Genomic DNA, 26438 nt, shown 5'->3' on the forward strand with positions numbered 1-26438 from the left:
GGGAAATGCAATGAAGTTTGTACAGGAATCCACCATGACATCTGGGAAAACGATTCTGATTACCGGCAGTTCCACAGGCATCGGCGCATTTTGCGCCCGCGCGCTGAAGGAAAAAGGCTGGCGCGTCTTTGCCACCGTCCGGCGCGAGGAAGACCGCGTCTCGCTTGAAGACGATGGCATCGAAACATTCCTGATGGACTACGCCGATCTCGACAGCATCCGCCGCCTCGTTAACGACGTGACGACACGAACTGGCGGCACGCTCGACGCACTCTTCAACAACGGCGCCTATGGCCAGACAGGTGCGGTCGAAGACCTGACCGTTGAGGTGCTGAAAGCCCAGTTTGACGTCAATTTTTTCGGCTGGCATGAACTGACCCGGCTCATCGTTCCCATTATGCGCAGGCAGGGCCACGGCCGGATCGTCCAATGCTCCTCCATCCTCGGCGTCGTCCCCGCGCCCTATCGCGGCGCTTACACAGCCTCGAAATTCGCGCTCGAAGGCCTGTCCATCACCTTACGCATGGAACTCGCAGGCACCGGCATTCATGTCTCGCTGATCGAACCTGGCCCCATTGAATCCCGTTTTCTCGCCACCGCACTCGAAAAGTTCCTCGCCAATATCGATTATCGCAACTCGGTTCATGCGGCATCCTATGAGCGCCAGCTCGGCCGGCTGAAGGGCGAACGGCGTGCGAAAGGCAAGCTCGGGCCGGAGGCAGTGATGACGGTTCTGGAAAAAGCGCTGACATCGCCCAATCCAAAGGCGCATTATCCCGTAACCACAGTGGCCAAGCAGGGAATGCTTTTGAAAAAGCTGCTGCCTGCGGATATGTTTTACAAACTGATCTCAAGAGTCGGCTGAAAGCCGCAAATCCAAGGAAACATCATGGGTGGTTTCACCTACATTCTGGCGATCGTTTTCATGGTCGCCACCGCCCTCGTTCTCATCCGGGGTCTCTGGAACCTGTTGCGCGGCGGCAGCGGCAGCACATCGAACAAGCTGATGCAGATGCGCGTGGCGCTGCAGGCGATTGCCGTGGCGCTGATCATGCTGACGCTGTGGCTGACCGGCGGGGGACGCTGATCCGCATGGTCAAGCTGAACAAGATTTATACCCGCACCGGCGACGACGGCACGACCGGCCTTGCCGGCGGCGACCGCGTGTCCAAGACCGACCTGCGCGTCGAAGCATACGGCGTTGTGGACGAAACGAATTCCTTCATCGGTATGGCGCGTCTGTCGACCGCTGCCATGTCAACACTTGATCCGATCCTGGCTGCGATCCAGAACGCGCTTTTCGATCTCGGCGCGGACCTCGCCTCACCCGGCACCCCGGAAGAGCTGGGCTACGAGCCGCTCCGGGTCACGCAGAAGCAGGTCGACAACCTCGAACACGCGATCGACGCACTGAACGCCAACCTGCAGCCGCTGCGCTCCTTCGTGCTTCCCGGCGGATCGCCTGCCTCGGCGGCGCTGCATGTCGCGCGCACGGTCTCGCGCCGCGCCGAGCGCCTGATGGTGGCGCTGAACGACCGCGAACATGGCGCAATCAACCCGGCGGCGATGCGCTACATAAACCGACTGTCCGACCTGCTCTTCGTCGCCGCCCGCGTCGCCAACGACAATGGCGCAAGCGACGTGCTCTGGGTGCCGGGAAAGGACAGATAGCGGGATGTTCCTGCCGATCCACGACCAGAACGGCCTCAAGTATATCAAGCGCGCTTACGTCAACTATGCGCTGATCATCGCGAACATTCTGGTCTGGATCGTCATGCGGCGCGAGCCGGTTCTGGAACAGAATACTCTTCAGATGGCGCTTGGTTTCATTCCCGGAACCGTGTTCGCCGGCGACAGGCTCGACGCCTCGATCGTCCTTGTGCCGACCTGGGCGAACTTCGTGACCTATGCCTTCCTGCATATCGACACGATGCATATCGCAGTCAACATGCTCTTCCTGTGGGTCTTCGGCGACAATATCGAGGATGCGCTGGGCCATGTCCGTTACGCGCTTTTCTATCTCGCATGCGCCACCTTCGGTGCCTTCATCCACGGCTTGACGGATCCGGCATCACAACTGCCGCTCATCGGCGCCTCGGGCGCGGTATCGGGCGTGCTTTCGGCCTATGTGCTCCTGCATCCGCGCGTACGCATCTGGGCGCTCGTGCTCTTCGGCATTCCGCTACCGCTGCCGGCCTTCATTCCGCTCCTTCTCTGGATCGGCGAACAGTTCTACATGCTGGCCACCGACCACAGCGGCATGGTCTCCTGGGGCGCCCATACAGGCGGCATTGTTGCGGGCGCGGTGCTGGTGATCGCCCTCAAGCGGCGCAGCGTGCACCTCTTCGACCGGGCTACGTCCACGGCAGAACAACCACGCGAGTAAGCGACATCGGGAACCATTTTCGCATGCGTGAATTTGTCACTCTCAAGCAATTGCCCGCGTTGATTATTGACCTTCACGTAAACGTAAGATAAAGCACTGCACGAGGCTTGGAGTAGACGCTAATCGATTGTATGGCGTGCGAACTCAAAGTGCCGACAAAAAAATCCCTCGGGCGATGGGATGCGCGTTGAATTTGGAGGAAAAACGCTTATCCATGTCGCCAACCGGCAAATGGCCGCGTGTGGATTGACGCATGTTCCTCCAGGAAATTTGCGAAGGAAGGGCTCCATGAAGATTGTTGTCACAGTGAAGCGCGTTGTCGATTACAACGTGAAGATCCGCGTCAAGGGCGACGGCACGGGCGTTGAGCTCGCGAACGTCAAGATGTCGATGAACCCGTTCGACGAAATCTCCGTCGAGGAGGCGCTTCGCCTGAAGGAAACCGGTAAGGCCGACGAAGTCGTCGTCGTGTCGGTGGGTCCTGCCAAGGCCGAAGAAACCATCCGCACCGCGCTCGCCATGGGTGCCGACCGCGGCATTCTGGTCGAGACCGACGAAACCGTCGAGCCGCTCGCCGTTGCCAAGATCGTCAAGGGCGTCGTCGAAGCCGAACAGCCCGGCCTCGTCATTGTCGGCAAGCAGGCGATTGACGACGATTCGAACCAGACCGGCCAGATGCTCGCAGCACTGCTGGGCTGGGCTCAGGGCACATTCGCTTCGAAGGTCGAGATCGTTGACGCCTCCAAGGCCAACATCACTCGCGAAGTCGATGGCGGTCTGCAGACCATCGAAGTCAAGCTCCCGGCCATCGTCACCACCGACCTGCGCCTCAACGAGCCGCGCTATGCCTCGCTGCCGAACATCATGAAGGCCAAGAAGAAGCCGCTCGACAAGAAGTCGCCTGCCGACTACGGCGTCGACGTCTCGCCGCGCCTCAAGGTGCTGAAGACCGAAGAGCCGGGCGGCCGCAAGGCTGGCGTCAAGGTGAAGTCCGTGGGCGAGCTGGTTTCCAGCCTCAAGTCCGCCGGCGTCCTCTAAGAAACGGAAGGGAGAACCATCATGACCATTCTTCTCGTTGCCGACCACGACAACAAGACCCTTTCCGACCAGACGGCCAAGGCGCTGACCGCTGCAGCCAAGATCGGCGGCGACGTTCATGTGCTCGTCGCAGGTGCCGGCGCTTCCGCTGTTGGCGAACAGGCTGCCAAGCTTGCGGGCGTCGCCAAGGTGCTCGTCGCTGACGATGCGGCCTATGGCCATCAGCTCGCAGAACCGGTTGCCGCGCTTATCGTGTCGCTCGCCGGCTCCTATGACGCCATCGTCGCAGCCGCTACCGCGACGGGCAAGAACATCCTGCCGCGCGTCGCAGCCCTGCTCGACGTCGCGCAGATCTCGGAAATCATCGAGGTCGTTTCGGCTGATACGTTCAAGCGTCCGATCTATGCCGGCAACGCCATCCAGACGGTTCAGTCCACCGACGCCAAGAAGGTGATCACGGTGCGCACCGCATCCTTCGCCGCTGCCGGCGAAGGCGGTTCGGCCTCCGTCGAGACGGTTGGTGCCGCCGCTAATCCGGGCGTTTCGTCCCACGTCTCGGATGCGCTCTCATCCTCCGACCGTCCGGAACTGACCTCCGCCAAGATCATCATCTCGGGCGGCCGTGCGCTCGGTTCGTCCGAGAAGTTCCAGGAAGTCATCCTGCCCGTCGCCGACAAGCTGGGCGCTGCCGTTGGCGCCTCGCGCGCTGCCGTCGATGCCGGCTATGCACCGAACGACTGGCAGGTCGGCCAGACCGGCAAGGTCGTGGCCCCCGAACTCTACATCGCCTGCGGCATTTCCGGTGCCATCCAGCACCTCGCCGGGATGAAGGACTCGAAGGTCATCGTCGCCATCAACAAGGACGAGGAAGCCCCGATCTTCCAGGTCGCCGACTACGGCCTCGTGGCAGACCTCTTCGAAGCCCTGCCGGAGCTCGAAAAGGCGCTCTGAGCCGAAAAGGGACAGTCATTGTGAAGCGGGTCGGTATTGCCGGCCCGCTTTTTTTTGGTGTATAAAGAATTACCCCAGCCGATCCCGCAGCGCATACCAAGTCATCGCCAGCACCAGGAGCGGCAACCGCAACGCCACCCCACCCGGAAACGGAGTTCCCGGCAGCGACGCCATCAGATCGAACCGCTCCGCCTGCCCCGCAATCGCATCCGCAATCACCTGCCCCGACAGCGTCGCCAGCGCCACGCCCTGCCCCGAAAACCCGCCGGCCGTCAGGATATTCCCGGCATGCCTGCGGAAATGCGGCATCCGGCTCATCGTAATTCCTAGCGTCCCGCCCCAGCGATAGTCAAAGGGAACGTCCTTCAGATGCGGGAAAACTTCCGCCATCGGCCTTCGCACGATCCCGTCAAGGTTGCGCGGGAAACGATAGCCATAACTCTCGCCGCCGCCGAACAGCAGCCGGCGATCCTCAGTCAGGCGGAAATAGTTGATGACAAACTTGGAGTCGGCAACCGCGTATTCCTGCGTCAGCACCCGCGCCGCCTCGTCCTCCGTCAGCACCCGCGTCGTACCGATATAAGCATTGATCGGCATGACAAAGGGCGCATCCTCGCCGATGAGATGGCCGCCGTAGCCATTGACGCCGACCACGACATGATCCGCCCGGATCGATGCCCGCTCCGTCTTCACCGTAGCCGGACTGTCCTTCGTGATCTCCACCACCCGCGCATTCTCATGCAGCACCGCCCCATGCGCCTGCGCGGCACGGGCAAGCCCGAAAAGATAGTTCAGCGGATGCAGGTGACCGGCATCGCGATCCAGCAAACCGCAGCAATAGAAATCCGTCGGCAGCAGCGCATGAAGCGCCTCTTGGTCGAGCAATTCCATCGAGCCGACGCCGTAATTCTCCCGCATCGTCTCGACGAGTTCGGCCATATGCCGCGCATCTCCGGCGCGGTGCGACGCGTGAATGACACCCGGCTTGAACCTGCAATCAATGGCGTGCTCGGCAATGAGCGCCTTAACCAGATCGACGGCTTGCGTCGCCACCGTCCACAGCCGATGCGCCGTCTCCCGTCCGTATTTCTCTTCAAGCACCGGCTGGTCGAGCCGCATGCCGGTGTTTACCTGGCCACCATTGCGCCCGGAAGCGCCCCAGCCGATACGGTTCGCCTCAAGCAACACCACCTTGTAGCCGCGCTTCGCCAGATGCATCGCACTCGACACCCCTGTGAACCCGCCGCCGATGATGCACACGTCGCAGCGCATCTCGCCCTCGGGCGCAGGCAGCGCCTCGAAGGGATGGGCTGTGGCCGCATAATAACTTTGCGGATAGCGGCCGATATCGCCGTTGATCGTCAGGATATCCAAGCAGCCACCTTTATGGTCAAAATTCAATCAGGATAGGTGTTCTGCACGCTGTATTTTGCGTCTGAGTAGGAGGAAAGGCGTAGGGAATGCTCATCATTTTCAAACCTTTGCGACGCCCGCAGGCGCAAGATACAGCGTGCCCGAAGGGTTGAACGTGGTGGGCCGCCTGATTGTGAACAATGCTCGACAAGGCCCTGGGCCTTGCCTTGCGCTTGTTCACCACCATTCAATCCCACCACAATCAACAGAACACCTGTCCTGATTGAGTTTTGACCCTAAGCATCGGAGAACCGCTTGCGCCCGAGATAGCCGGCGCCATCCTGAATATCGGAAATGATGGCGCGTCGCAGCGCCTCGGCATCCTTGTCGCGGATCGCCTGCATGGCCTCCGCGTGGCGGTCGAAACGGTAGGTCTCGGCCAGATGCTCAGCCGCCTCCCGCATGAACGGCCCGAGCCTCACCCAGACCGATTCGATCAGCGGCAGGAGCACTGCAGACGAGCGCGTTTCGTAGAGACAACGGTGGAAAGCAAAGTTGCGCTCGATCCCGCTTTCTATATCGCCAGCGTCATAGGCTTCATCGATCTCGGCATCGAGCTTCTGCATGCGGGCAAGTCGCGCCTCGTCAACATGGAGCATGGCGCGCTCGGCCGCCAACGTTTCCAGTGCAATGCGCGCCGACAGCGTCTCGTCGAATTTCTCCGGCGTCATGTTGGGCACGCGGACGCGGCGATTGTCCATATGCTCCAGCGCTCCATCGGCGACCAGCAGATGCAGCGCCTCGCGGATCGGCATGGCCGACACGCCAAGTTCATCGGCGAGTCCGGTTATGGTGACGGCCTGCCCCGGCGGCAGACGCCCCGTCATCACCGAATGGCGCAGCGACCGGTAGGTCCATTTTTTCACGCTTTCCCGCGCGTTCCTGTCCAATGGCTTCAGCAATGTCTTCCCGTTCACCCGGCGATTGATCAAATCTGTTTAGCGGAGATTATCGTCAGTCGCGTCGCGATGCCAGTGCCAGCAATCATCAGGTTCATCAATGTCCCGTGAGCTTGTCGGCCAGGCGCGCCAGCCGCGATGTGCGCCCCAGCCCCTCCGCTTCGCGCCGGTCCGCAATCTTGTACAACTGATACATGGAATGAACGCCGAGCCAGCGCATCGGTTCCGGCTCCCAGCGGCTGACACGACGGTTTACCCAGGGCAGACGCACGAGTTCGGTATCCCGCTTCAGCACGAGATCAGTCAGCGTCCGCCCCGCCAGATTCGAACTCGAAACCCCAAGTCCGACATAGCCCCCGGCCCAGCCGAGGCCGCTCGCCGCGTCGAACCCCGCCGTCGTGCACCAGTCGCGTGGGACACCCAGCACACCGCACCAGGCATGATCGATCCGCACATCCTTCAGCTTCGGAAACAGCCGGATAAGGATCCCATGCAGCTGCGCGACGGTCGCATCCTGCGTCTGCCCGTTGACATCCGTGCGCGAACCGAAGCGATAGGGAACCCCGCGCCCGCCCATCGCAATCCGTCCCTCGCGGGTGCGCTGCGCATAACAATAGGCATGCGCACCCTCACCCAGAAGCTCATGCCCCCGCCAGCCGATCTCGTCCCACAGTGCATCCGGCAAGGGTTCCGTCACGATCTGCGCACTGTTGAGCGGCAGCCACTCGCGCTCGTGGCCCTTCAGGCCTGCCGTGAACCCCTCCGTCGCCCGCAGGATCACCGGCGCCCGCACGATCCCGCGATCCGTCTCCACCACACCCTTGCTGTAACCGGTGACGGCCGTCCCCTCGTAAATCGTCACGCCCAGCCGCTCGACGGCGTCCGCCAGCCCGCGGGCCAGCTTTGCCGGCTGCACCCGCGCCATGCCGCGCACGACCAGCCCGCCCTGAACGCCGTCCACGCGAACCCGCTCCGCCGCCTCGCGGGCCGAAAGCAGCGCAATCTTCTCCGCCGGAACCGCCCAGTCCCGCATTGTCCGGTGGTCATCAGCCAGCCGCCCCATCTGGGCGGCATTGGTCGCGACAACGAGATTGTCGGCCCTGAGAATATCAGCATCGATTCCCTCATGCTCGGCGACGCGGATGACCTCGTCCACCGTGCCCGCCATCGCCGTCTGCATGGCGATCACCGCCTGCCGGCTGGAATCTTTCAGATATTTCTCCCGCGACCAGTCGAAGCCGCCGGACAGCCAGCCGCCATTCCGACCCGACCCGCCGAAGCCGGCAAATTCGCGTTCGACGATGATGATGGAAAGCGAAGGATCGGCTTTTTTCAGGTAATAGGCGGTCCAGAGCCCGGTATAACCCCCGCCGATGATACACATATCCGCCTCGCGATCGCCCGGCAAAGCGGCGCGTTTTTCCGGCAGGCCGCCAAGATCGGCATACCAGAAAGACACATTGCCGTTCATCTTGACCTGCATAAGTGTGGCAACCTTTTTACACTTGGAAAATTCGCAAATCCAAATCGATTGAAATCATCTCGCACTTGCGAAATGACTGGTCATCGACAATCTCTGACGTTATCACTAGACAAGGCGCAGAAGCCAAAAGATTTCAAGGGTTACAAGCGGAAAGACTTGGGGGAGACAGAACCATGGCCATCGAACAGATCGGCATCATCGGAGCAGGCCAGATGGGCGGCGGCATTGCGCAGGTAAGCGCGCTGGCCGGCTACAAGGTCGCCATTTACGACATCTCCGCAGATCGCGTCGAAGCCGGCATTGCGACCATCGGCGGCAACATGGCCCGCCAGGTCGCCGGCGGCAAGATCACGCCCGAAACCCGCGAAGCCGCCATGGCCCGCATTTCCGGCGGCTCCGACATGTCGGTTCTTTCCGAGGCCGATCTCGTCATCGAGGCGGCCACCGAAGACGAGACGATCAAGCGCAAGATCTACGCCCAGCTCTGCCCGCTCTTGAAGCCGACGGCAATCGTGGCGACGAACACATCCTCGCTCTCGATCACCCGTCTGGCATCCGCCACCGACCGGCCGGAACGCTTCATGGGCATCCATTTCATGAACCCGGTGCCGATCATGAAGCTGGTCGAACTGGTGCGCGGCATCGCCACCGACGACCCGACCTTCCAGGCCGCCCGCGCCTATGTGACGGCGCTCGAAAAGACCATCACCGTTTCCGAAGACTTCCCCGCCTTCATCGTCAACCGCATCCTCTTGCCGATGATCAACGAGGCGATCTACACGCTCTATGAAGGCGTCGGCTCGGTCGAGGCCATCGACACGGCGATGAAGCTCGGCGCCAACCACCCGATGGGCCCGCTGCAACTCGCCGACTTCATCGGCCTCGACACCTGCCTGTCGATCATGCAGGTCCTCTACGACGGCCTCGCCGACAGCAAATACCGCCCCTGCCCGCTTCTGGTGAAATATGTCGAAGCCGGCTGGCTTGGACGGAAAACGGGACGCGGGTTCTACGACTATCGTGGGGAAGTGCCGGTTCCGACGCGGTAAGACCCCGCGCCCAGCCAATCTCCCCCCATGCGGGGGAGATGCCCGGCAGGGCAGAGGGGGGTGCCACACGGCACAACCTCTCCATCGAAGCCATCCCTCGCGATACCCCCCTCTGTCAGCTTCGCTGACATCTCCCCCGCAAGGGTGGAGATGGGAGCAAGCGGCAGCCTCGTATTCCCTCTTCTCCCCTCGGGGAGAAGTGCCGAGCGCATGCGAGGCGATGAGGGGGAGCCACACGGCACGCCGCGCAAGAAACCCCTCATCTGCCCTTCGGGCATCTTCTCCCCAAGGGGAGAAGCGGGAGAATGTCGCGCCCGCCCGCCGTCACCGCCAATCCACACCAACCCTTAACGACATTTCCGCTTACCGGCGCATCACCCGCCCGAAACCGCGTATTCCCGTCCTCTGCAACTTGCGATTTCGGCCACGCCGCCGCTATGGTCGAGCCGATCTTTCAAGCGATGGCATTGCGATGCCGAACCGAAGAGCCATCAATCCCGTGCGCAAGCCGTTGAGAATTCTGATCCTGATTTTGATCGCGTTGCGGCTGCTGGTGCTGGCGAGTTGTGGCAAGGATTACGACTGGCACCAGAAGCTGACTGTTGAGGTCGAGACGCCGGAGGGCTTAAAGACTGCCTCAAGCGTGATGTCAGCACGGCTAAGCGATACCCACGGCCCTTTCGTTCCGGCGGAAGCAAATGGCGTCAGCTTTCAATTGAACGGGGAAGCCGTAGCATTGGAAGTTTCGCGAGGACGATATCTGTTCGTCCTCCTCAAATCCGTCCCTGCCCTGAATTGGCTGGTTTATCCCAAAATGGAGAGCGTCAAGGCCGGAGCATTGCTGGAAAATGGCGATGACGGAGGCGCCGGCAGAGTCGCGCTGAAGCCCGACCAATACCCCCTCCTCGGCACCTTCTATGACATCAACAACCCGGCCAGCGTCAAGCGCGTCGACCCCACCAATCTCGAAGCCACCTTCGGCCCCGGCTATCGGCTTAACGGGATTACGCTGGTGCTGACGAAAGAACCAGTGGCGAGGGGGAAGGTGGAGAAGCTGTTGGGGTGGTGGACCCGCTACGCCGATCAGGCTGGGCGAATGATTTCTCTTCGTTACCCGAACAAAAGCCCTCGTGGATACGATACGCTGTCGCCACTCGACTTTTGGTCTTTGGGCAACATACCGAAATGAAGCCAGCGCAGCTGAATTTTGGCGCAGGGGATACAAACTACCCCCGTCATCCCGGACTTGATCCGGGATCCAGCCAGCTCGCGTCGGCGAGCTGTAAGGACTCTTTGAACTGAGTCTCCCCGCCCGCAGACGCGGGCGGCTGGATGCCGGATCAAGTCCGGGATGACGGAGCGTGGGGCACACACAGCGCGCGCCCTCACTCCCCCTTCGCCGCGACCACCAGCGCCTTCGCATCATCGCTATGCCACGCCGCCGGCCCATTCATGGCCGCGACCAGACACCCATCCTTGTCGATCAGCATCGTCGCCGGGAGACCAAACGCGAGGCCTTCCTTCTTGAGGCGGTTGAAGGTGTTGAGCGTGTTGTCGCGATAGAAGGCGAGCGAGGTGATGCCGGTGTCCTTGCGGAAGGCGTTGGGCTTGTCGTCGTTGCCGGTATCGATATTGATCGCTGCAACCTCGAACGTGCCGTCCGCGCCCATCTCCTTCTGCAGCGCGTCAAGCTCCGGCATCTCGGTGCGGCAGGGGATGCACCAGGTGGCCCAGAGATTGAGCAGCACGGTCTTGCCCTTGAAGTCGGCAAGCGTCATCGCCTTGCCGTCCGGCCCCTTGAAGGAGAAATCGCCGAGCGAACGGGGCGGGTTGGCGGCAACAAGCGCTGCGACCTGACCCTTCATCAGCGGCTTCAGCTTCGCCATCAGCGCGTCCGACTTGGCGCAATCGCCGCTCGCGGCAAGCGCATCCTTGCCAGACCCGGAACTCTTCATGTAAACCGCGACGGCTCCGGACAGGACGCCCAGGACCACCGCTGCCGCGGCAAGCGTGAGAACGGGAAGCGCCTTTCGGTTTTCAGTCGTCATAATCGAAATCAACTCCGGGATCGTGATCCATGGCCGAAGACAAGACATCCTCAAACCAGATGTGGGGCGGACGTTTCGCCTCCGGTCCTGCCGCGATCATGGAGGAGATAAACGCCTCCATCGGCTTCGACAAGAAACTCTACGCCCAGGATATCCGCGGCTCATTGGCGCATGCCGAGATGCTGGCAAAGCAGGGCATCATTTCCGCCGAGGACCTGAAACAGATTACCGAGGGTCTCAATAGCATCCGCGCGGAAATCGAAAACGGCAAATTCGAGTTCTCACGCAAACTTGAAGACATTCACATGAATGTCGAGGCGCGGCTCGCCGACCAGATCGGTCTCGCCGCCAAGCGCCTGCACACCGCCCGCTCGCGCAACGACCAGGTGGCGCTCGACTTCCGCCTCTGGGTCAAGGAAGAGCTGGTGAAGGTCGATGCGGCGCTGACGGCGCTCATCTCCGTCTTCCTCGCCCGCGCCGAGGAACATGCCGACACCGTCATGCCCGGCTTCACCCATCTGCAGACGGCCCAGCCCGTCACCTTCGGCCATCATTGCATGGCCTATGTCGAAATGTTTGGCCGCGATCGCTCGCGCGTGCGTGACTGCATCGAGCGCATGGACGAGAGCCCGATTGGCGCTGCGGCGCTCGCCGGCACGCCCTATCCGATCGACCGCCACATGACGGCGAAGGCGCTCGGCTTCCGCGAGCCGACGCGCAACTCCATCGACACGGTCTCTGACCGCGACTTCGCGCTGGAATTCCTGTCGCTGGCCTCCATCTGCGCCACGCATCTGTCGCGGCTGGCGGAAGAAATTGTCATCTGGTCGACGCCGCAGTTCAATTTCGTGCGGCTTTCGGACTCGTTCTCCACCGGCTCCTCGATCATGCCGCAGAAGAAGAACCCGGATGCCGCCGAACTGGTGCGCGCCAAGACCGGCCGCATCAACGGCTCGCTGATCGCTCTGCTCACCGTCATGAAGGGCCTGCCGCTCGCCTATTCCAAGGACATGCAGGAAGACAAGGAACAGGTTTTCGACGCTGCCGAAAGCCTCGAACTGTCGCTCGCCGCCATGGCCGGCATGATCGGCGACATGACGATCAACACCGCTTCCATGCGCAAGGCCGCCGGCTCCGGCTTCTCGACCGCGACCGACCTCGCCGACTGGCTGGTGCGCGAACTGGGTCTCCCCTTCCGCGATGCGCATCATGTCACGGGTGCGGCGGTGGCCGCGGCTGAGAAAAAGGGTGTCGATCTGGCAGGTCTCACGCTGGATGAGCTGAAGGCGATCCATCCGGAGATCAATGATGGCGTCTATGCCGTGCTCACCGTCGACGCCTCAGTTGCCTCGCGCAAGAGCTATGGCGGCACGGCGCCGGATCAGGTGCGGTTCCAGATCGCGGAGTGGAAGAAGCGGGTTTGATAGACTTCGGCGGCGGCTCTCCCTCCCCCTTGTGGGGAGGGTTGGGGAGGGGTCTTTCTATCCGCTGGCTCAGCGCTCGCTGCAAAGTCCCCCTCTGGCTGCCGCCATCTCCCCCACAAGGGGGGAGACGAACGCGGCGTTGGCTTCGTCCCCATTTTCTGTTGGATGCATAGTCGACGGTGAGGGAAGGCGGGGCGGCGCATCTTGCCAATCTCCCCCCTTTGCGGGGGAGATGCCCGGCAGGGCAGAGGGGGTGCCGCAGGCGCTGCCTTCCACCACCAATCACCCCCGGCGATTTGACTTCATCAAAATTGGAGTGCAAGCGCCCCGCCAATCCGCTATGTGTTTTCGCACGTTAACAAGAAGGGCCTGCATTTCCGATGCCGGAATTGTTCAAGAAACTGGCGCTCGCCGCCGTCTGCGTCGCCATCGTGGCAAGCATTTCCTCCTGCGGCCGCAAGGGCGACCTTGATGCGCCCGGCACCTATGAGGGCCAGCCGATGGACAAGGCAACCGGCACCGTGAAGACCAAGCCGCTGGTGAAGGAAGACAAGCCCTTCATTCTAGATCCGCTTCTATAAGGTCGCTCCCCCGTGAACCATTTTGAATATCGCGACGGCGTGCTCCACGCCGAAGACGTGCCGGTGGCAGAAATTGCCGCCGCCGTCGGCACCCCCTGCTATGTCTATTCCACCGCCACGCTGGAACGGCACTACACGGTCTTCTCGAACGCCTTCAAGGATGTCGATTCGCTCGTCTGCTATGCGATGAAGGCGAATTCCAACCAGGCGGTGCTGAAGGTGCTGGGCCGTCTCGGGGCCGGGATCGATGTGGTCTCCGAAGGCGAATTGCGCCGGGCGCTCGCCGCCGGCATCCCCGCCTCGCGCATCATGTTTTCCGGCGTCGGCAAGACCGTGCACGAAATGGATCTGGCGCTGGAAACCGGCATCTATTGCTTCAACGTCGAGTCCGAACCGGAACTCGAGCTTCTGAACGCCCGCGCCGTCAAGGCCGGCAAGCGCGCCCCGGTCTCCTTCCGCATCAACCCCGATGTGGACGCCAAGACCCATGCCAAGATTTCGACCGGCAAGAAGGAAAACAAGTTCGGCATTTCCTATGACCGCGCCCGCGCCGTCTATGCCCATGCCGCACGCCTGCCCGGCATCGAAGTGACCGGCATCGACATGCATATCGGCAGCCAGATCACCGAGCTGCAGCCCTTTGCCGATGCCTTCCGCCTGCTCAAGGAACTGGTCGAGACGCTGCGCGCCGACGGCCACACGATCGAACACGTCGATATCGGCGGCGGCCTTGGCATTCCCTACAAGGACAGTAACGACATTCCGCCGCTGCCGGCAGACTATGCCGATGTGGTGAAGAACCAGCTGCGCGGTCTCGATTGCAAGATCGTCGCCGAGCCCGGCCGTCTGATCGCGGGCAATGCCGGTATTCTGCTCACCGAAGTTCTCTATGTGAAGGATGGCGGCGAGAAGACCTTCGTCATCGTCGATGTCGCCATGAACGATCTCGTCCGCCCGACGCTTTACGAAGCCTGGCACGAGATCAAGCCGGCCGTCATTTCGGCCGCCAGCGCACCGCTCATCAAGGCCGATGTCGTCGGCCCCGTCTGCGAGACGGGCGACTATATGGCGCTCGACCGCGAGATGATGATGCCGAAGCCGGGCGATCTTCTCTCCATCGGTTCAGCCGGTGCATACGGCGCAGTACAGGCCGGCACCTATAACAGCCGCCTGCTCGTGCCCGAAGTTCTGGTCAGTGGCGACCGCTATCATGTGATCCGCCCGCGCACGAGCTATGAGGAATTGATCGGCTTGGATTCCGTGCCGGACTGGCTGGAATAAGCGATCCTGCCCTCGCCTTTGCCACAAAGAATGTTATTCTGACGCTCGAATACTTGAAGGAGCGGCATGGATAATCGCGAGACGAGCGCAGGCGGGGAAGACGGCACCGGTCGCCTGAAACGGCGCATTGCGCGTTCCCGCGGCCTCGCCAAGATCGTGCTCTTCCTCGAACGACTTGCCCCGCTGGCGCTGGCGCCGCTTTCAGTCGCAGCTCTTTACGCCGCAACAAGCTGGTTCGGCCTGTTCCGCATGGTGCCGCCCAGCATCGCGCGCGTCTTTGCCGTGATCTTCGGTCTCGTCTTCCTCTGGTCGCTCGTTCGCTTCATCACGTTACGATGGCCGACGGATGCGGAGGCGACGCGGCGCATCGAAGAGCGCAGCGGTCTCGCGCACCGAGCCCTTGCCGCCCTCGAAGACGTGCCCGCAACAGCGAGTGGACCCTTCGGTGAAGCCCTGTGGCGCGAACACAAGCGCCGTATGGCCCGGCTTGTCGGCTCCCTGACGGCCGGCACGCCGACGCCCGACATAGCGGCCTATGACCGCTTTGCGCTGCGCGCGCTGCCGGCGCTGCTGCTTTTCGTCGCCTTCGGTTTTTCATGGTCCAACAATGCGGGCCGGCTGATCGATCCCTTCCGCCCGATTCCGGTGAGTAACGCGATTGCTGGCCTGCGGGTCGATGCCTGGGTCACGCCGCCGGTTTATACGCGCAAGCCCCCGGTCTTTCTGGCGGCCAATGACGCGAATGCCGACACCAAACCGATTGTCGTGCCCGAAGGATCGCGCCTGACTGTCCGACTTTCGGGCGAAAAAACCGATGTCCCGGTGACCTTCGCGCCCAATGAAGCACAAGCCCCCGTTCCGCTCGTCGCAGACGCTGCTCCGAAGCCTGAAGACAAGCAGCCCGCGCAAGGCAAGACCTTCCAGGTGGCGCTCTCGGTTCCCGGCACGCTTGACGTGGGCGGCAACCGTTGGGCCTTCGATATCCAGAAGGACGAAGCGCCGAAGATTGCCTTCGACGGCGAACCGCAGCGCGCCGTGAGCGGCGCGCTCGAAATCACCTTCAAGGCCAGCGACGATTATGGCCTGACTTCGGCGCAGGCGCTGATCGAACCGGCAGAGCAAGAACCCGGCGCCGTCGCGCTCTATCCACCGCCGGAATACCGGCTCGAACTGCCGCGCACCGATGCCCGCGAAGCCAAGGGCGTGACGAGCCGCGATCTGACCGAACATCCGCTCGCCGGAAAGAAGGTGCACCTGACGCTGATGGCGACCGACGCTGCCGGCCATACGGGCCGCAGCGAGACGAAGGATATCATCCTGCCGGCGCGCAATTTCCGCGAGCCTCTGGCTGCGGCGGTGGCCGAGGAGCGTCAGGTCTTTGCACTCGACGAGCGCAGGCTCGACCGCGCCGTCGAACTCAACGAAGCGCTGCTCATTCGCCCGGAAGAGACAATCCCGGACATGAAACAATTCCTGTTGATCCGCTCAGCGGGCCAGCAGATGCGGCTTGCGCGTTCTGAAAAGGACCTGAAGGCAACGGCGGATTATCTTTGGCAGATCGCGCTCGGCATCGAGGGCGGCGACGTGGCGAATGCGGAGCGCAAGGTCAAGGATGCGCAGCAGGCACTGTCCGATGCGCTGAACCGCAATGCCTCGGACGAAGAGATTCGCAAGCTGACGGAAGAGCTGCGCAAGGCCATGAACGAGTTCATGCAGGCGCTGGCCAAGCAGATGCAGAACAATCCCGACCAGAACCAGATGTCGTCCGATAGCCGCAAAATGCTGCGCCAGCAGGATCTGGAGAAGATGTTGGACGAAATCCAGAAGCTCGCCGAAAGCGGTTCGCGCGACGAGGCGCGCAATCTCTTAAACCAGATGCAACGCATGATGAACAACCTGCAGACCGCCCGCCCCAATAAGGGCCAGCAGCAGGGCAAGGACCAGATGCGCGGCGAGATCGACAAGCTCGGCAAGCTGCTTCAGGACCAGAAGAAGCTGCTTGACGAGACGTTCTCAAAGGAACAGGCGCTGCGCGATCGCATGCAATATGGCGACCCGAACAATGGACAGGACCAGCAGCTTTTCGACAATAACCCGAACCAGCAGGGGCAGAACGAAGAGAGTGATCCCAACGATCAGCAGGGTGGCCAGCAAAATGGAATGAACCAGCCGATGCCGCCCGAGCCGAATGGCCAGAAGCCGCAGCAGGGCGGTAAGCCGGAAGATTCCATGACGAAGGAACAGTTGAAGCAGGCGCTGAAGGATCTGTCTGAGCGCCAGAAGCAGCTGGAGAAGGACCTGAAGAGCCTGCAGGAGGGCCTGCGCAAATTTGGCGTCAAGCCGGGCGAAGGCTTCAACAGCGCCGGCAAGGAAATGAAGGACGCGACCGGCGCGCTCGGCGACGGCAAAGGCCAGAGCGCGCTCGATTCGCAAGGCCGGGCCATCGAGGCGCTGCGCAAGGGCGCGTCCGAGCTGATGCAGCAGCTCGCCCAGCAGGGGCAACAGGGCCAAGGCCAGGGCGGGATGCAGCAGCAGGGCCAGGGCCGAGAGGGAACCGACCCGCTCGGCCGACCGCAGGGTCGCACCGGACCGGAATTCGGCGAGGATGTGAAGGTGCCGGATGAATTCGACGCCGAACGCGCCCGTCAGATCCTCGAGATCATTCGACGGAAGCTGGGCGAGAACGCGAGCCCGGAACTCGAGCGGCAATATCTCGAACGTCTATTGCAGCTGCAATAGTGCAGCCGCATAGCGTCAACGATAATCGATCAGAGAATTGGGAATTCAGGCAGCGAGCGCCTGTGCCACGGCAAGCCGGATATCGGGCAGGCTGAAGGGCTTGGAAACGACATCCACGATCTTCACCGCGAGGTCGTCGGCGCGTTCGCGCTGCTCGGCATAACCGGTCATCAGCAGGATCTTGAGGCCCGGAAAACGATCAGCGGCCTGATGCGCGAGTTCGATCCCGTCCATGACGGGCATGCGGATATCCGACAGGAGCAGGTCGAATTCGCCTTCGGAAAGACGCTCGAGACCTTCGGCACCATCGGCTGCTTCCATGGTTTCATGTCCGTCGAGGCGCAGCGCACGGGCGACGAACGACCGCAATGAGTCTTCGTCTTCGGTGATGAGAATCCTGGCCACGTGTCTATCCCTGCTCATGTTGTGTTATGGGACAAAAACACCAGACTTTCCTTTTCGACAGGTAAATTTCCCGCCGAAGAGATCGCTTGGATACGCGCACATCGTTGCTGTGGTTAACAAACAGCGACCTGATACGTCCTTATGCGTCGCCCGTTACGACGCCCACGAAGGGCAGTTCGCGGAAGGCATAGGCCACGTCCATGCCATAGCCGACGACAAAATAATCAGGACATTCAAAGCCGACATAGTCGGCCTCCAGCTTCTCCTGACGCTTCACGCTCTTGTCGAGAAGCACGGCGATGGAGACGTTGGATGCACCGCGCTCATACATGAGGTCACGGGCGAATTGCAGTGTGCGGCCCGATTCGAGAATGTCGTCAATGAGGAGCACGTCGCGCCCGTGAACATCACTGTCGATGTCCTTGATGATCTTCACGCCCTGCGAAACCGTGCCCTTGCCATAACTCGACAACGTGATGAACTCGACCTCGGGAGCGAGCCCGACATGATGCAGCGAACGGATAAGATCTGCGGCAAAGATGAATGAGCCCTTGAGGATCGAAATCACCAGCAGGTCCTGTGTCGGCCCCTTGGCGATTTCGGCGGCCATCTCGTCATTGCGCCTGGCAATCGCCTCGGACGTGAACAGCGGCTCGATGACTTTACCACGAATGACAGGCATGAACGGGCTCCAGGGGATGAATTATCCCCTTTGCCTAGCACGACCACGCCCTATCAGACACCCTTCGGCGCGAACGAGATGGACACTTCCTGACGTTTTCCACCGGGAGACGGAATGCGAAGCCTGAATCGCGCGGTTTCGCCGGCCGGCAGCAGGCCGTCGCCCAGGCTGATGGCAGACTGGTTGATGGCACCCGTATCCGACTTCATCTGCGCAATGAGGGCCGGCAGCGGCTTGGCCTCGCGCGAGCGGTTTTCTACATTTCCCGAAAGCTCCATGACGCGCAGCCCGTTCGAATCGATCGGCGACTGGCGGATATCAGTGATCACCAGACCACCATCGGCTGCGGCAAGTGCGCCGAGATTGAACCATGCTGCGATGCCAAGCGTCAGCAGGAAGGCAAGACCGAGACCGGCAAGACCGTATTGCGGCAGGCGCGAGGCCGGGGCGGCTGGTTCGGATTTGACCGACGCAGCACCAAGGCCGAAATTTTCCCGCGGGGCCGTCTGCGCCCGGCGCTGGTTCGTATTCCGGCTGTTATCGTTGAATGTCGCATGCGCCCGCGCCTTGGGGCTGGGAGTGACAACCTCGAACTCGGCGTCTTCCACATCGCGCAGGACAGCCGCCTTGCGGCCGGTCCGCTGCAATGAGCGCTCCGGGGGAATGACATCATAGGCGACGCGCGCGGTGCTATCGGACTGGAACGGGGCCATGGCCTAACCTCCCCGCCCGGCGACCGCAGTGTTGGACAAGCGGGCTCGGGCATTGAAACGAATCCTTATGAGACGTAAACGATAATGGTTAATGCTTCGCAAAACCGGGTGGCCCGGCGCTCCGCGCCGATCTTTAAAACACCCCTGCGGCGCGCCATCTGGAAACGTCGATCGGGAACCGCAGTCAGCCGTGATACATTTCGAAAATGTCGGATTGCGCTATGGCCTGGGCCCGGAAATCCTCCGGGATATCACCTTTGACATCCCGGCCAGCTCATTCCAGTTCCTCACCGGCCCCTCGGGCGCCGGCAAGACGACGCTGCTGAAGCTGCTTTTCCTGTCGCTCAAGCCGACGCGCGGCCTCATCCGCATGTTCGACCGCGACATTGCCTCAATCCCGAGGGAAGACCTGCCCATGCTGCGCCGGCGGATCGGCATCGTCTTCCAGGATTTCCAGTTGCTCGACCATCTGACGACCTACGAGAATGTCTCGCTGCCGCTGCGCGTACGCGGCAAGGAAGAGCATACCTATCGCAGCGACGTGATCGAGCTTCTCAAATGGGTGGGCCTCGGCCAGCGCATCAATGTCCTGCCCCCGGTTCTGTCGGGCGGCGAGAAACAGCGTGCTGCGATTGCCCGCGCGCTGATGGATCAGCCGGAAATCCTGCTGGCGGATGAGCCGACGGGCAATGTCGATCCGCCGATGGCAAGGCGCCTGCTCGGCCTCTTCCGCGAACTGAACCGGCAGGGCACCGCCGTCCTCATCGCGACTCACGATTTCGCCCTCATGGACCAGGTCGACGCACGGAGAATGATCCTTTCCGACGGACGGCTGGAAATCTATTCATGAGCGTCTCTGAGAAGACACCGGCGCAGCCGGAGCGGAAGAGAGCGGGCGACATGCAGACCCGCCCGCATGGGCCGATCGTGCCCTCCGCCAATGTGCAGGGCAGCGCGCTGCTGGCGGTCATAGCCATCATGTCTTTTCTCGCCTGCCTGACGCTCGGTGGCGTCAGCATGGTGCGCGCCACGGCCGCGAGCTGGCAAAGCCAGATTTCACGCGAGATCACCATCCAGATCAAGCCGGACGACAATCTCGACATGGACAAGGCGCTGGCCGAGGCGCGGAACCTCGCCTCCTCCTTCGTCGGCGTTACCGGCGCATCCGTCATGGACAAGCAGGCGACCTCGCGCCTGCTCGAACCCTGGCTTGGCGCGAGCCTGAATATCGATGAACTTCCCGTTCCCCGCCTCGTGATCGTGACAATTGATGAAAGCGCGCCGCCTGATTTCGCGGCTCTGCGCGATGCGCTGGCGAAGAAAATTCCGCAGGCCTCGCTCGATGATCACCGCACATGGGTCAACAGGCTGGTCTCCATGGCCCGGACCACAGTTGCCATCGGCACCGGCGTGCTGATCCTTGTCTTTTCCGCCATGGTTCTGACGGTCATCTTCGCGACACGCGGCGCGCTCTCCGGCAACCGCCATATCGTGGAAGTGCTGCATTTCGTCGGCGCCGAAGCCTCCTTCGTCGCGAATGAGTTCCAGAAGCACTTTCTCATCATCAGCCTCAAGGGGTCCGGCGCCGGCAGTGCGCTCGCCGCCCTCTTCTTCATGATCGCCTCCTGGTGGCAGTCGCGTTCGCTGGCGACGCCAGCCAGCGACCAGGCCACCGCCCTCTTCGGCACGTTCTCCGTCGGCTGGCTCGGCTATGTCGGTATTGCGCTGACCATGATCCTGATAGCGGCCCTGACCACGCTGACCGCCCGGCTCACCGTCATGCGCACCATCTACGAGATCGACCAGATCCGCTCCGATCCCGCCCGCAGCGATGGATTGAACACATGAGCGCGCCTGTCTGTCACCCGCCACAATCGGATGGTAGAAAATAGCCATGGCCCATGTGAACGCACGGACCCAGAGGGACAGTCGAGGCACGTGGCAACCCGCGCGCCCCATCTACCGCGTCTTCCTGCGCCGGCTGAGCTATGTCGTGCTGATTCTCGCCGGTCTTCTCTTCGGCGGCTTCCTGCGCTTTGCCGACGCGGTGGCAGGGCTCACTCCGCCCGAAAAGCCGAAAGCCGACGCCGTCGTCGTGCTGACGGGCGGCACGCAGCGGATCGACCAGGCCGTCAATCTGCTTGAAACCGGCACAGGCCAGCGGCTTCTTATTTCCGGCGTTCACCCCGATACGTCGGCCGCCCGCATCCGCGAGATGACCCGCGCGCCGCAAAGCCTCTTCGTCTGCTGCGTCGACCTCGGCTATGACGCGATCGACACGGTCGGCAACGCGCTGGAAACCGCGAAATGGGTCAACGCGCATAAATATCGCCGCGTCCTCGTCGTCACCAGCAACTACCACATGCCACGCAGCCTGCTGGAGCTGCACCGCATCGACCCAGAGACGCAATATATCGGCTACCCGATCGTCTACACCGATCTGAAATCGGAGAACTGGATGGCGATGCCTGAAGTGGTCAAGGCCATGGTCTCGGAATATGTGAAGCTGCTCGGCGCAACCATCCGCGCCCATCTCTTTACGCCCGACACGTCGAGCCTGCGCAGCAGGAAAAACGAGCGCTGAGAAGTTTGCGCGCAACGCGTTTTCCTTGCTTTTGTCCGGAATGGTTTTCGTGTAGCTCTTCCCCGACCTCCGCCCGGACGGGCAGGAGAGAGCTGAATGAAAGCGGAAGACAAGGTATGGTCTGGGTCCGGTCGGTCATCTTCAACGTGCTGTTCTACATGATGTTCATCGCCGAGATGATCATCTTCACGCCGATCTACTTCATCCTGCCGCGCAAGAAGGCCTATTTCGTCCCCAAGTTCTGGGCGCGCTCGAATCTCTGGCTGATGAAGGTCATCGTCGGAACGCGGGTGAAAATCGAAGGGCTGGAGAACTTGCCGAAGGGGCCCTTCATCTTCGCGCCCAAGCATCAGAACTTCTGGGACACTTTCGCCTTCCTGCCACATATCGAGGACCCGCTTTATATCCTCAAGCGCGAGCTTCTCTGGATACCGGTCTTCGGCTGGTATGTCGCCAAACAACGTATGATCGGGATCGACCGATCCGCCCGCGGCAAGGCCATGGCCGAGGTGATGACGCGTACGCTGAAAGAAATGAAGGGCGGCCGCCAGTTGATCATCTATCCGGAAGGCACGCGCCGCCCGCCAGGAGCCGAGCCCGTCTACAAATACGGCATTGCGCGGCTCTATCGCGATCTGCAGATGCCTGTCGTTCCCGTTGTCCACCAGGCGGGTATCTTCTGGCCGCGCCGATCCATTCTGCGTCAGGGCGGCACCATCATCGCGCGAATTCTGCCGCCCATCCAGCCGGGCATGGAGGAAAAGGAATTCTTCGAACATCTGGTGAAGACGATGGAAGCGGCAAGCGACCAGTGCCTTCTCGACACGGTCGAAGCCAATCCTCATCTCATCCTGCCCGATACGGTGAAGAAGCGTCTGGCGGAGCTCAACGCCCGCTGACGCGCGACGTCAGCCCGTCGGCATGATGCAGCACGCTCTCGAGCCAGTGATCCCGTATGCCAAGCTCGCGCATATGCGTAACCGTGTTGCGCACATAATCAAGATTGTCGCCGGATGCCCCAACGGCGCTGGCCACGATGTCCGCCGCCTCTTCCGGACTTGAGGGGCGCTCGAACTGTTCGTGCGTCGGATCGGCCACATAGATCAGCGTGCGGACCCAACGCCCGTCGGCAAGACGGGCCTGGGCGAAACGCTCCAGATAAACATTGGTGACCAGTTCCCGCTCGCGCAGATAGGCAATCACCGCCTCGCGCTCCGCCTTCGAAACCCGAAACGCGACACCCTTGCAGCTGCCGCCGCGATCGAGCCCAAGCACCAGACCCGGCTTTTCGCGCGTGCCGCGATGAACCCACGAGCGGATGCAGAGCGAGCGCCGATAGCCATAGGCTCGGGCAATCTGCCGCTCTTCAAAGGCAAAGCCCGGCTTCCACATCAGCGAGCCATAGCCAAAGACCCAAAAATCTTCCATATCGCGCATCAGTATACGCCTGTTCGATCATCAACACGGAGTTTTCCATGCCGACTTACAGCGAGCCCGTCAATCGCCGCCGCCGATTTCCCTGGTGGGCCAAACTGATCCTGCTCGTTGTCGTGCTCTACGGCGCAGCGCTTTACGTCGCCGCGCATCAGGCAAAGGTTTACCTGAATGCGGTTGTCGCACCGCCCGGCACAGGGGCGGAAGAATGCGCGAAACTCGATTTCGGGGGGCTGCCGACACGTGTCTCCGCCGTCTGCCAGTCCGCCAAGTTCGTCGATCCGGTTACAGGCCTCGACCTCAGCACCGGCTCGGTGCGCACCACCACTTTTGTCCACAATCCGACACACGCCAGCTTTTCCATTGCAAGCCCGGTGAAGGCGAAGCTGGCGAACGGCCTGACGACTGACACGAACTGGCAGAGCCTCGACAGCGATATCGGCGGCGACCTGTCAGGCATCACATATGGAACGGTCACGATTGGGAAGATCGACAGTGCAATCACGCTGCCCGGCGCACCGGCACCGCTGAAGATCACCAGCGACCACGCGGATTTCAACGTCCGCCAGAACGGCCCCGATCTGGACATCGCATCCCGCTCGACCGGATCGAAGCTCGAAACCGGCATTATTCCGGTCAACCTTCCCGGCTTTTCGACGCGCTTTGAAGCAACATTGGATGGACGCGGCAATGTTCTCTCCGGCGCACCGATCGTTCCGGGCGAAGCCGTACAGGGCAGCATCAAGCGCCTCGCGATCGATTTCGGCAATAACGGAACGCTCGCCGTTTCCGGACCGTTCCGCGTCGCCGAAAACGGTCTGCTCTCCGGCGACTTCACGATCGACGTGGAGAACTACGCCGCGCTGCAGGCGACGCTGAGCAAGAGCTTCCCGCAGGCCATCACGGTGATCGACACGGCAACGATCTTGCTCAAAAGCCTCTCACCCGACGGCAAGACCGGCAAGGTAACGCTGAACGTGCGCGACGGGCGCGTGCAGCTCGGCATCATTCCGCTGGGAACTATTCCCCCGCTTTGAGCTCGGGCGCGGCACCGTTGCGGCCAAAGTTCGGTGCGGCAGTGTCCTGCCCCGCCTCGATGATCGAGCGGCGGATGGCGCGGGTGCGGGTGAAGAGGTCGAAGAGCTTCTCGCCATCGCCCCAGCGGATGGCCCGCTGCAGATAGGCGAGGTCTTCCGAAAAACGCGCCAGCATTTCCAGGATCGCATCCTTGTTGTGCAGGCACACATCCCGCCACATGGTCGGATCGGAGGAGGCCAGACGCGTGAAGTCGCGGAAGCCGGAGGCGGAATATTTGATGACTTCCGATTCTGTCACCGTCTCCAGGTCGTCCGCCGTGCCGACAATGTTGTAGGCGATGATATGCGGCAGATGCGACACGATGGCGAGCACCTTGTCGTGATGCACCGGATCCATTTCCTCGACCTTGGAGCCGAGCGAATTCCAGAAATCGCGCAGTCTGGCAACCGCGCCGGCATCCGTTCCGGAAACGGGGGTCAAAATGCACCAGCGGCCGACAAACAGACCGGTAAAGCCCGCATCGGGACCCGAATGCTCGGTGCCGGCCAGCGGATGGCCCGGAATGAAATGCACATTCTCCGGCATATGCGGCTGCATTTGCGCAATGACGGATGCCTTGGTGGACCCGACGTCGGTGACTGTCGCGCCGGGCTTCAGCGAGCCGGCAATTTGCCGGGCAACCGCCTCGGACGCACCGACGGGAACCGAAACGATGACAAGATCAGCATCACGCACGGCCTCAGCCGCGTCAGCGACATAGGCATCGCCGAGTTCCAGTTCTTCCGCGCGCTTCAGCGTCGCGGCACTGCGCGACGAGATCGTCACCTTGCTCGCCAGACCATGCGCCTTGATGTCGCGCGCAATCGACGAGCCGATGAGGCCGATGCCGATCAGGGCGATGTTTTCGTAAAGATGTGTCACGTTATGCCTGCCCCCCGTTCTGGGCCATAAATTCGCCGAGCGCTTCGATGACACCGCGATTGGCCTCTTCGGTCCCGACCGTCATGCGCAGCGCATTGGGCAAGCCATAGCCGGCCACACCGCGCAGGATATAGCCGCGCGAAGACAGGAACGCATCCGCATCCGGCGCGCGCTTGCCATCCAAATCGGGGAAATGGATGAGCACGAAATTGGCCACCGACGGGGTGACCTTCAGCCCGATCGCTTCGAACGCATGCGTCAGCTTCTCAAGCCATAGAGAATTATGCGCCACAGCCTTTTCGACAAAAGCCTGATCGCGCACCGCTGCGGCAGCTGCCGCAAGACCCGGCACCGTCATGTTGAACGGCCCGCGCACCCGGTTCAGCGCCGCGAGAATCTCCGCCGGCCCGTAGAGCCAGCCGACTCGGAGTGCGGCGAGACCGTAAGCCTTGGAGAAGGTGCGGCACATCACGACATTGCGATTGGCCGAGACCAGTTCAACGCCCGTTTCGTAATCGTTGCGGCGGACATATTCGGCATAGGCCGCATCCAGCACCAGCAGCACATGTGCAGGCAGGCCGGCATGCAGACGGCGAATATCGGACATCGGGACATAGGAGCCGGTCGGGTTGCCCGGATTGGCGATAAAGACCGCCTTGGTCTTTTCGGTCACAGCGGCGAGAATGTGGTCGACATTCACCCGGCAGTCGTCTTCCTTGACTGTCACCGGCGCTGCACCGGATGCCATGATCTGGATGCGATAGACGAGGAACCCGTGTTCGGTGATGATCGCTTCATCTCCGCTTCCGAGATAGCAACGGCAAATGAGGCCCAAAAGCTCGTCAGAACCGGCACCACAAACGATATTGGCCGCATTCAGCCCATGCACCGCACCGATTGCCTCGCGCAGCTCCGTCGCCTGCCCGTCCGGATAAAGCTCCAGATGTTCCGCCGCATGCCGATAGGCTTCGATCGCAGCCGGGCTCGGGCCCAGCGGGGTCTCGTTGGAAGACAGCTTGAAGATGCGGCCGGAAAAGCCTGCCCCATCCTTGCCCGGCACATAGGCCGAAATCTCCATCACGCCGGGACGCGGAACGGGTGCGGATGCAGTCGTAGTCATGCCAAAAGCCCCTGAGTTGGAAGCCAAAGGCAATAGTGCGGAATGGGGTTCTTGTCGAGGGCGGGGATTTGGGACGGATCAGCGCAGATTGAACCTCATCTAATTTTAGAGGCACACTCGACGACGCTTCTGTCCGTCTCCCCCCTTGTGGTGGAGATGGCGGCAGCCAGAGGGGGAAGCGGCAAATTCCGACTTTGCGAAGAAGACCCCTCTCGAACCCTCCACAAGGGGGAGGGAGAGGAGCTCGCC

At 61.8% G+C, this 26438-nt stretch carries 27 protein-coding genes; 17 read left to right on the forward strand and 10 right to left on the reverse strand.

Annotated features, from left to right (window positions below; translation table 11 throughout):
* Positions 1-34: 34 nt before the first annotated feature.
* The 6 genes from ABID16_RS21155 (at position 35) to ABID16_RS21180 (ending at position 4375) form a co-directional block, all read left to right on the forward strand.
* Positions 35-865 (forward strand): SDR family oxidoreductase, encoded by an 831-nt coding sequence (locus ABID16_RS21155; protein ID WP_354558362.1) that lies wholly within the window; start codon positions 35-37, stop codon positions 863-865.
* A 24-nt stretch (positions 866-889) separates the two neighbouring features.
* Positions 890-1087, forward strand: coding sequence for a twin transmembrane helix small protein (locus ABID16_RS21160; protein ID WP_354558363.1), 198 nt, complete (start codon positions 890-892; stop codon positions 1085-1087).
* 5 nt (positions 1088-1092) lie between these two features.
* A complete protein-coding gene (locus ABID16_RS21165; RefSeq protein WP_354558364.1) occupies positions 1093-1671 on the forward strand; it encodes a cob(I)yrinic acid a,c-diamide adenosyltransferase in 579 nt (192 codons plus the stop codon).
* A 4-nt stretch (positions 1672-1675) separates the two neighbouring features.
* A complete protein-coding gene (locus ABID16_RS21170) occupies positions 1676-2386 on the forward strand; it encodes a rhomboid family intramembrane serine protease (RefSeq protein WP_354558365.1) in 711 nt (236 codons plus the stop codon).
* A 288-nt stretch (positions 2387-2674) separates the two neighbouring features.
* A complete protein-coding gene (locus tag ABID16_RS21175) occupies positions 2675-3424 on the forward strand; it encodes an electron transfer flavoprotein subunit beta/FixA family protein (protein WP_354558366.1) in 750 nt (249 codons plus the stop codon).
* A gap of 21 nt (positions 3425-3445) precedes the next feature.
* Positions 3446-4375, forward strand: coding sequence for an electron transfer flavoprotein subunit alpha/FixB family protein (locus ABID16_RS21180; RefSeq protein WP_354558367.1), 930 nt, complete (start codon positions 3446-3448; stop codon positions 4373-4375).
* A gap of 69 nt (positions 4376-4444) precedes the next feature.
* On the opposite strand, the gene ABID16_RS21185 is transcribed toward ABID16_RS21180, so the two are convergent.
* The 3 genes from ABID16_RS21185 to ABID16_RS21195 all read right to left on the reverse strand — a co-directional run bounded on the left by ABID16_RS21185 (position 4445) and on the right by ABID16_RS21195 (position 8170).
* Entirely contained in the window at positions 4445-5749 is a 1305-nt protein-coding gene (locus ABID16_RS21185) for an NAD(P)/FAD-dependent oxidoreductase (RefSeq protein ID WP_354558368.1), read from the reverse strand.
* Between the two features lie 275 nt (positions 5750-6024).
* Positions 6025-6654 carry a GntR family transcriptional regulator gene (locus ABID16_RS21190; protein WP_354558369.1) on the reverse strand — a complete coding sequence of 210 codons (630 nt, stop codon included), beginning with the start codon at positions 6652-6654 and terminating at the stop codon, positions 6025-6027.
* A 130-nt stretch (positions 6655-6784) separates the two neighbouring features.
* Complete coding sequence (locus tag ABID16_RS21195) at positions 6785-8170, reverse strand: NAD(P)/FAD-dependent oxidoreductase (RefSeq protein WP_354558370.1); 1386 nt, start codon at positions 8168-8170, stop codon at positions 6785-6787.
* 173 nt (positions 8171-8343) lie between these two features.
* Between ABID16_RS21195 and ABID16_RS21200 the strand changes: the two genes are divergently transcribed.
* Together ABID16_RS21200 and ABID16_RS21205 are read left to right on the forward strand one after the other, a co-directional pair.
* On the forward strand, positions 8344-9219 hold the full coding sequence (locus ABID16_RS21200) for a 3-hydroxybutyryl-CoA dehydrogenase (protein ID WP_354558371.1): 876 nt from the start codon (positions 8344-8346) through the stop codon (positions 9217-9219).
* 499 nt (positions 9220-9718) lie between these two features.
* Entirely contained in the window at positions 9719-10408 is a 690-nt protein-coding gene (locus ABID16_RS21205) for a hypothetical protein (protein ID WP_354558372.1), read from the forward strand.
* A 196-nt stretch (positions 10409-10604) separates the two neighbouring features.
* Here ABID16_RS21205 and tlpA read toward each other — a convergent pair whose 3' ends face one another.
* On the reverse strand, positions 10605-11267 hold the full coding sequence (gene tlpA, locus ABID16_RS21210) for a thiol:disulfide interchange protein TlpA (protein WP_354558373.1): 663 nt from the start codon (positions 11265-11267) through the stop codon (positions 10605-10607).
* 29 nt (positions 11268-11296) lie between these two features.
* On the opposite strand from tlpA, the gene argH reads away from it, so the two are divergent.
* The 4 genes from argH (at position 11297) to ABID16_RS21230 (ending at position 17292) form a co-directional block, all read left to right on the forward strand.
* Positions 11297-12691, forward strand: a complete 1395-nt coding sequence (gene argH / locus ABID16_RS21215; protein WP_354558374.1) for an argininosuccinate lyase — start codon at positions 11297-11299, stop codon at positions 12689-12691.
* Between the two features lie 380 nt (positions 12692-13071).
* Positions 13072-13272 (forward strand): lipoprotein, encoded by a 201-nt coding sequence (locus tag ABID16_RS21220; RefSeq protein ID WP_354558375.1) that lies wholly within the window; start codon positions 13072-13074, stop codon positions 13270-13272.
* Positions 13273-13284: 12 nt separating this feature from the next.
* The gene (lysA, locus tag ABID16_RS21225; RefSeq protein WP_354558376.1) at positions 13285-14553 is read left to right on the forward strand and encodes a diaminopimelate decarboxylase; all 1269 of its coding nucleotides are present in this window, start codon (positions 13285-13287) and stop codon (positions 14551-14553) included.
* A gap of 66 nt (positions 14554-14619) precedes the next feature.
* Positions 14620-17292, forward strand: a complete 2673-nt coding sequence (locus ABID16_RS21230) for a TIGR02302 family protein (RefSeq protein ID WP_354558377.1) — start codon at positions 14620-14622, stop codon at positions 17290-17292.
* A 45-nt stretch (positions 17293-17337) separates the two neighbouring features.
* Here the strand turns inward: ABID16_RS21230 and ABID16_RS21235 are convergent, their stop codons facing one another.
* From ABID16_RS21235 to ABID16_RS21245, 3 genes are all read right to left on the reverse strand, one after another.
* Entirely contained in the window at positions 17338-17697 is a 360-nt protein-coding gene (locus ABID16_RS21235; protein ID WP_354558378.1) for a response regulator, read from the reverse strand.
* A 139-nt stretch (positions 17698-17836) separates the two neighbouring features.
* Positions 17837-18379: a hypoxanthine phosphoribosyltransferase gene (hpt, locus tag ABID16_RS21240; protein ID WP_354558379.1), complete on the reverse strand. Its 543-nt coding sequence runs from the start codon at positions 18377-18379 to the stop codon at positions 17837-17839.
* 53 nt (positions 18380-18432) lie between these two features.
* Positions 18433-19092 (reverse strand): hypothetical protein, encoded by a 660-nt coding sequence (locus ABID16_RS21245; RefSeq protein ID WP_354558380.1) that lies wholly within the window; start codon positions 19090-19092, stop codon positions 18433-18435.
* A 190-nt stretch (positions 19093-19282) separates the two neighbouring features.
* Between ABID16_RS21245 and ftsE the strand changes: the two genes are divergently transcribed.
* The 4 genes from ftsE (at position 19283) to ABID16_RS21265 (ending at position 22575) form a co-directional block, all read left to right on the forward strand.
* Positions 19283-19942 (forward strand): cell division ATP-binding protein FtsE, encoded by a 660-nt coding sequence (ftsE, locus tag ABID16_RS21250; protein ID WP_354558381.1) that lies wholly within the window; start codon positions 19283-19285, stop codon positions 19940-19942.
* A gap of 50 nt (positions 19943-19992) precedes the next feature.
* Positions 19993-20940, forward strand: a complete 948-nt coding sequence (locus tag ABID16_RS21255; RefSeq protein WP_435532460.1) for a cell division protein FtsX — start codon at positions 19993-19995, stop codon at positions 20938-20940.
* 46 nt (positions 20941-20986) lie between these two features.
* Entirely contained in the window at positions 20987-21676 is a 690-nt protein-coding gene (locus tag ABID16_RS21260; protein WP_354558383.1) for a YdcF family protein, read from the forward strand.
* Positions 21677-21792: 116 nt separating this feature from the next.
* Entirely contained in the window at positions 21793-22575 is a 783-nt protein-coding gene (locus tag ABID16_RS21265) for a lysophospholipid acyltransferase family protein (RefSeq protein WP_354558384.1), read from the forward strand.
* Here ABID16_RS21265 and ABID16_RS21270 read toward each other — a convergent pair.
* On the reverse strand, positions 22562-23104 hold the full coding sequence (locus tag ABID16_RS21270) for a gamma-glutamylcyclotransferase (RefSeq protein ID WP_354558439.1): 543 nt from the start codon (positions 23102-23104) through the stop codon (positions 22562-22564). The genes ABID16_RS21265 and ABID16_RS21270 overlap by 14 nt on opposite strands.
* Positions 23105-23151: 47 nt before the next feature.
* On the opposite strand from ABID16_RS21270, the gene ABID16_RS21275 reads away from it, so the two are divergent.
* Complete coding sequence (locus ABID16_RS21275) at positions 23152-24147, forward strand: DUF2125 domain-containing protein (protein ID WP_354558385.1); 996 nt, start codon at positions 23152-23154, stop codon at positions 24145-24147.
* Here ABID16_RS21275 and ABID16_RS21280 read toward each other — a convergent pair.
* Positions 24131-25069, reverse strand: a complete 939-nt coding sequence (locus ABID16_RS21280) for a prephenate/arogenate dehydrogenase family protein (RefSeq protein WP_354558386.1) — start codon at positions 25067-25069, stop codon at positions 24131-24133. The genes ABID16_RS21275 and ABID16_RS21280 overlap by 17 nt on opposite strands.
* 1 nt (position 25070) lies before the next feature.
* Positions 25071-26189, reverse strand: a complete 1119-nt coding sequence (gene hisC / locus ABID16_RS21285; protein WP_354558387.1) for a histidinol-phosphate transaminase — start codon at positions 26187-26189, stop codon at positions 25071-25073.
* Between the last annotated feature and the right edge of the window lie 249 nt (positions 26190-26438).

It is taken from the genome of Limnomicrobium aquaticum (genome assembly GCF_040545545.1).
Lineage (GTDB): Bacteria > Pseudomonadota > Alphaproteobacteria > Rhizobiales > Rhizobiaceae > Ensifer_A > Ensifer_A aquaticum.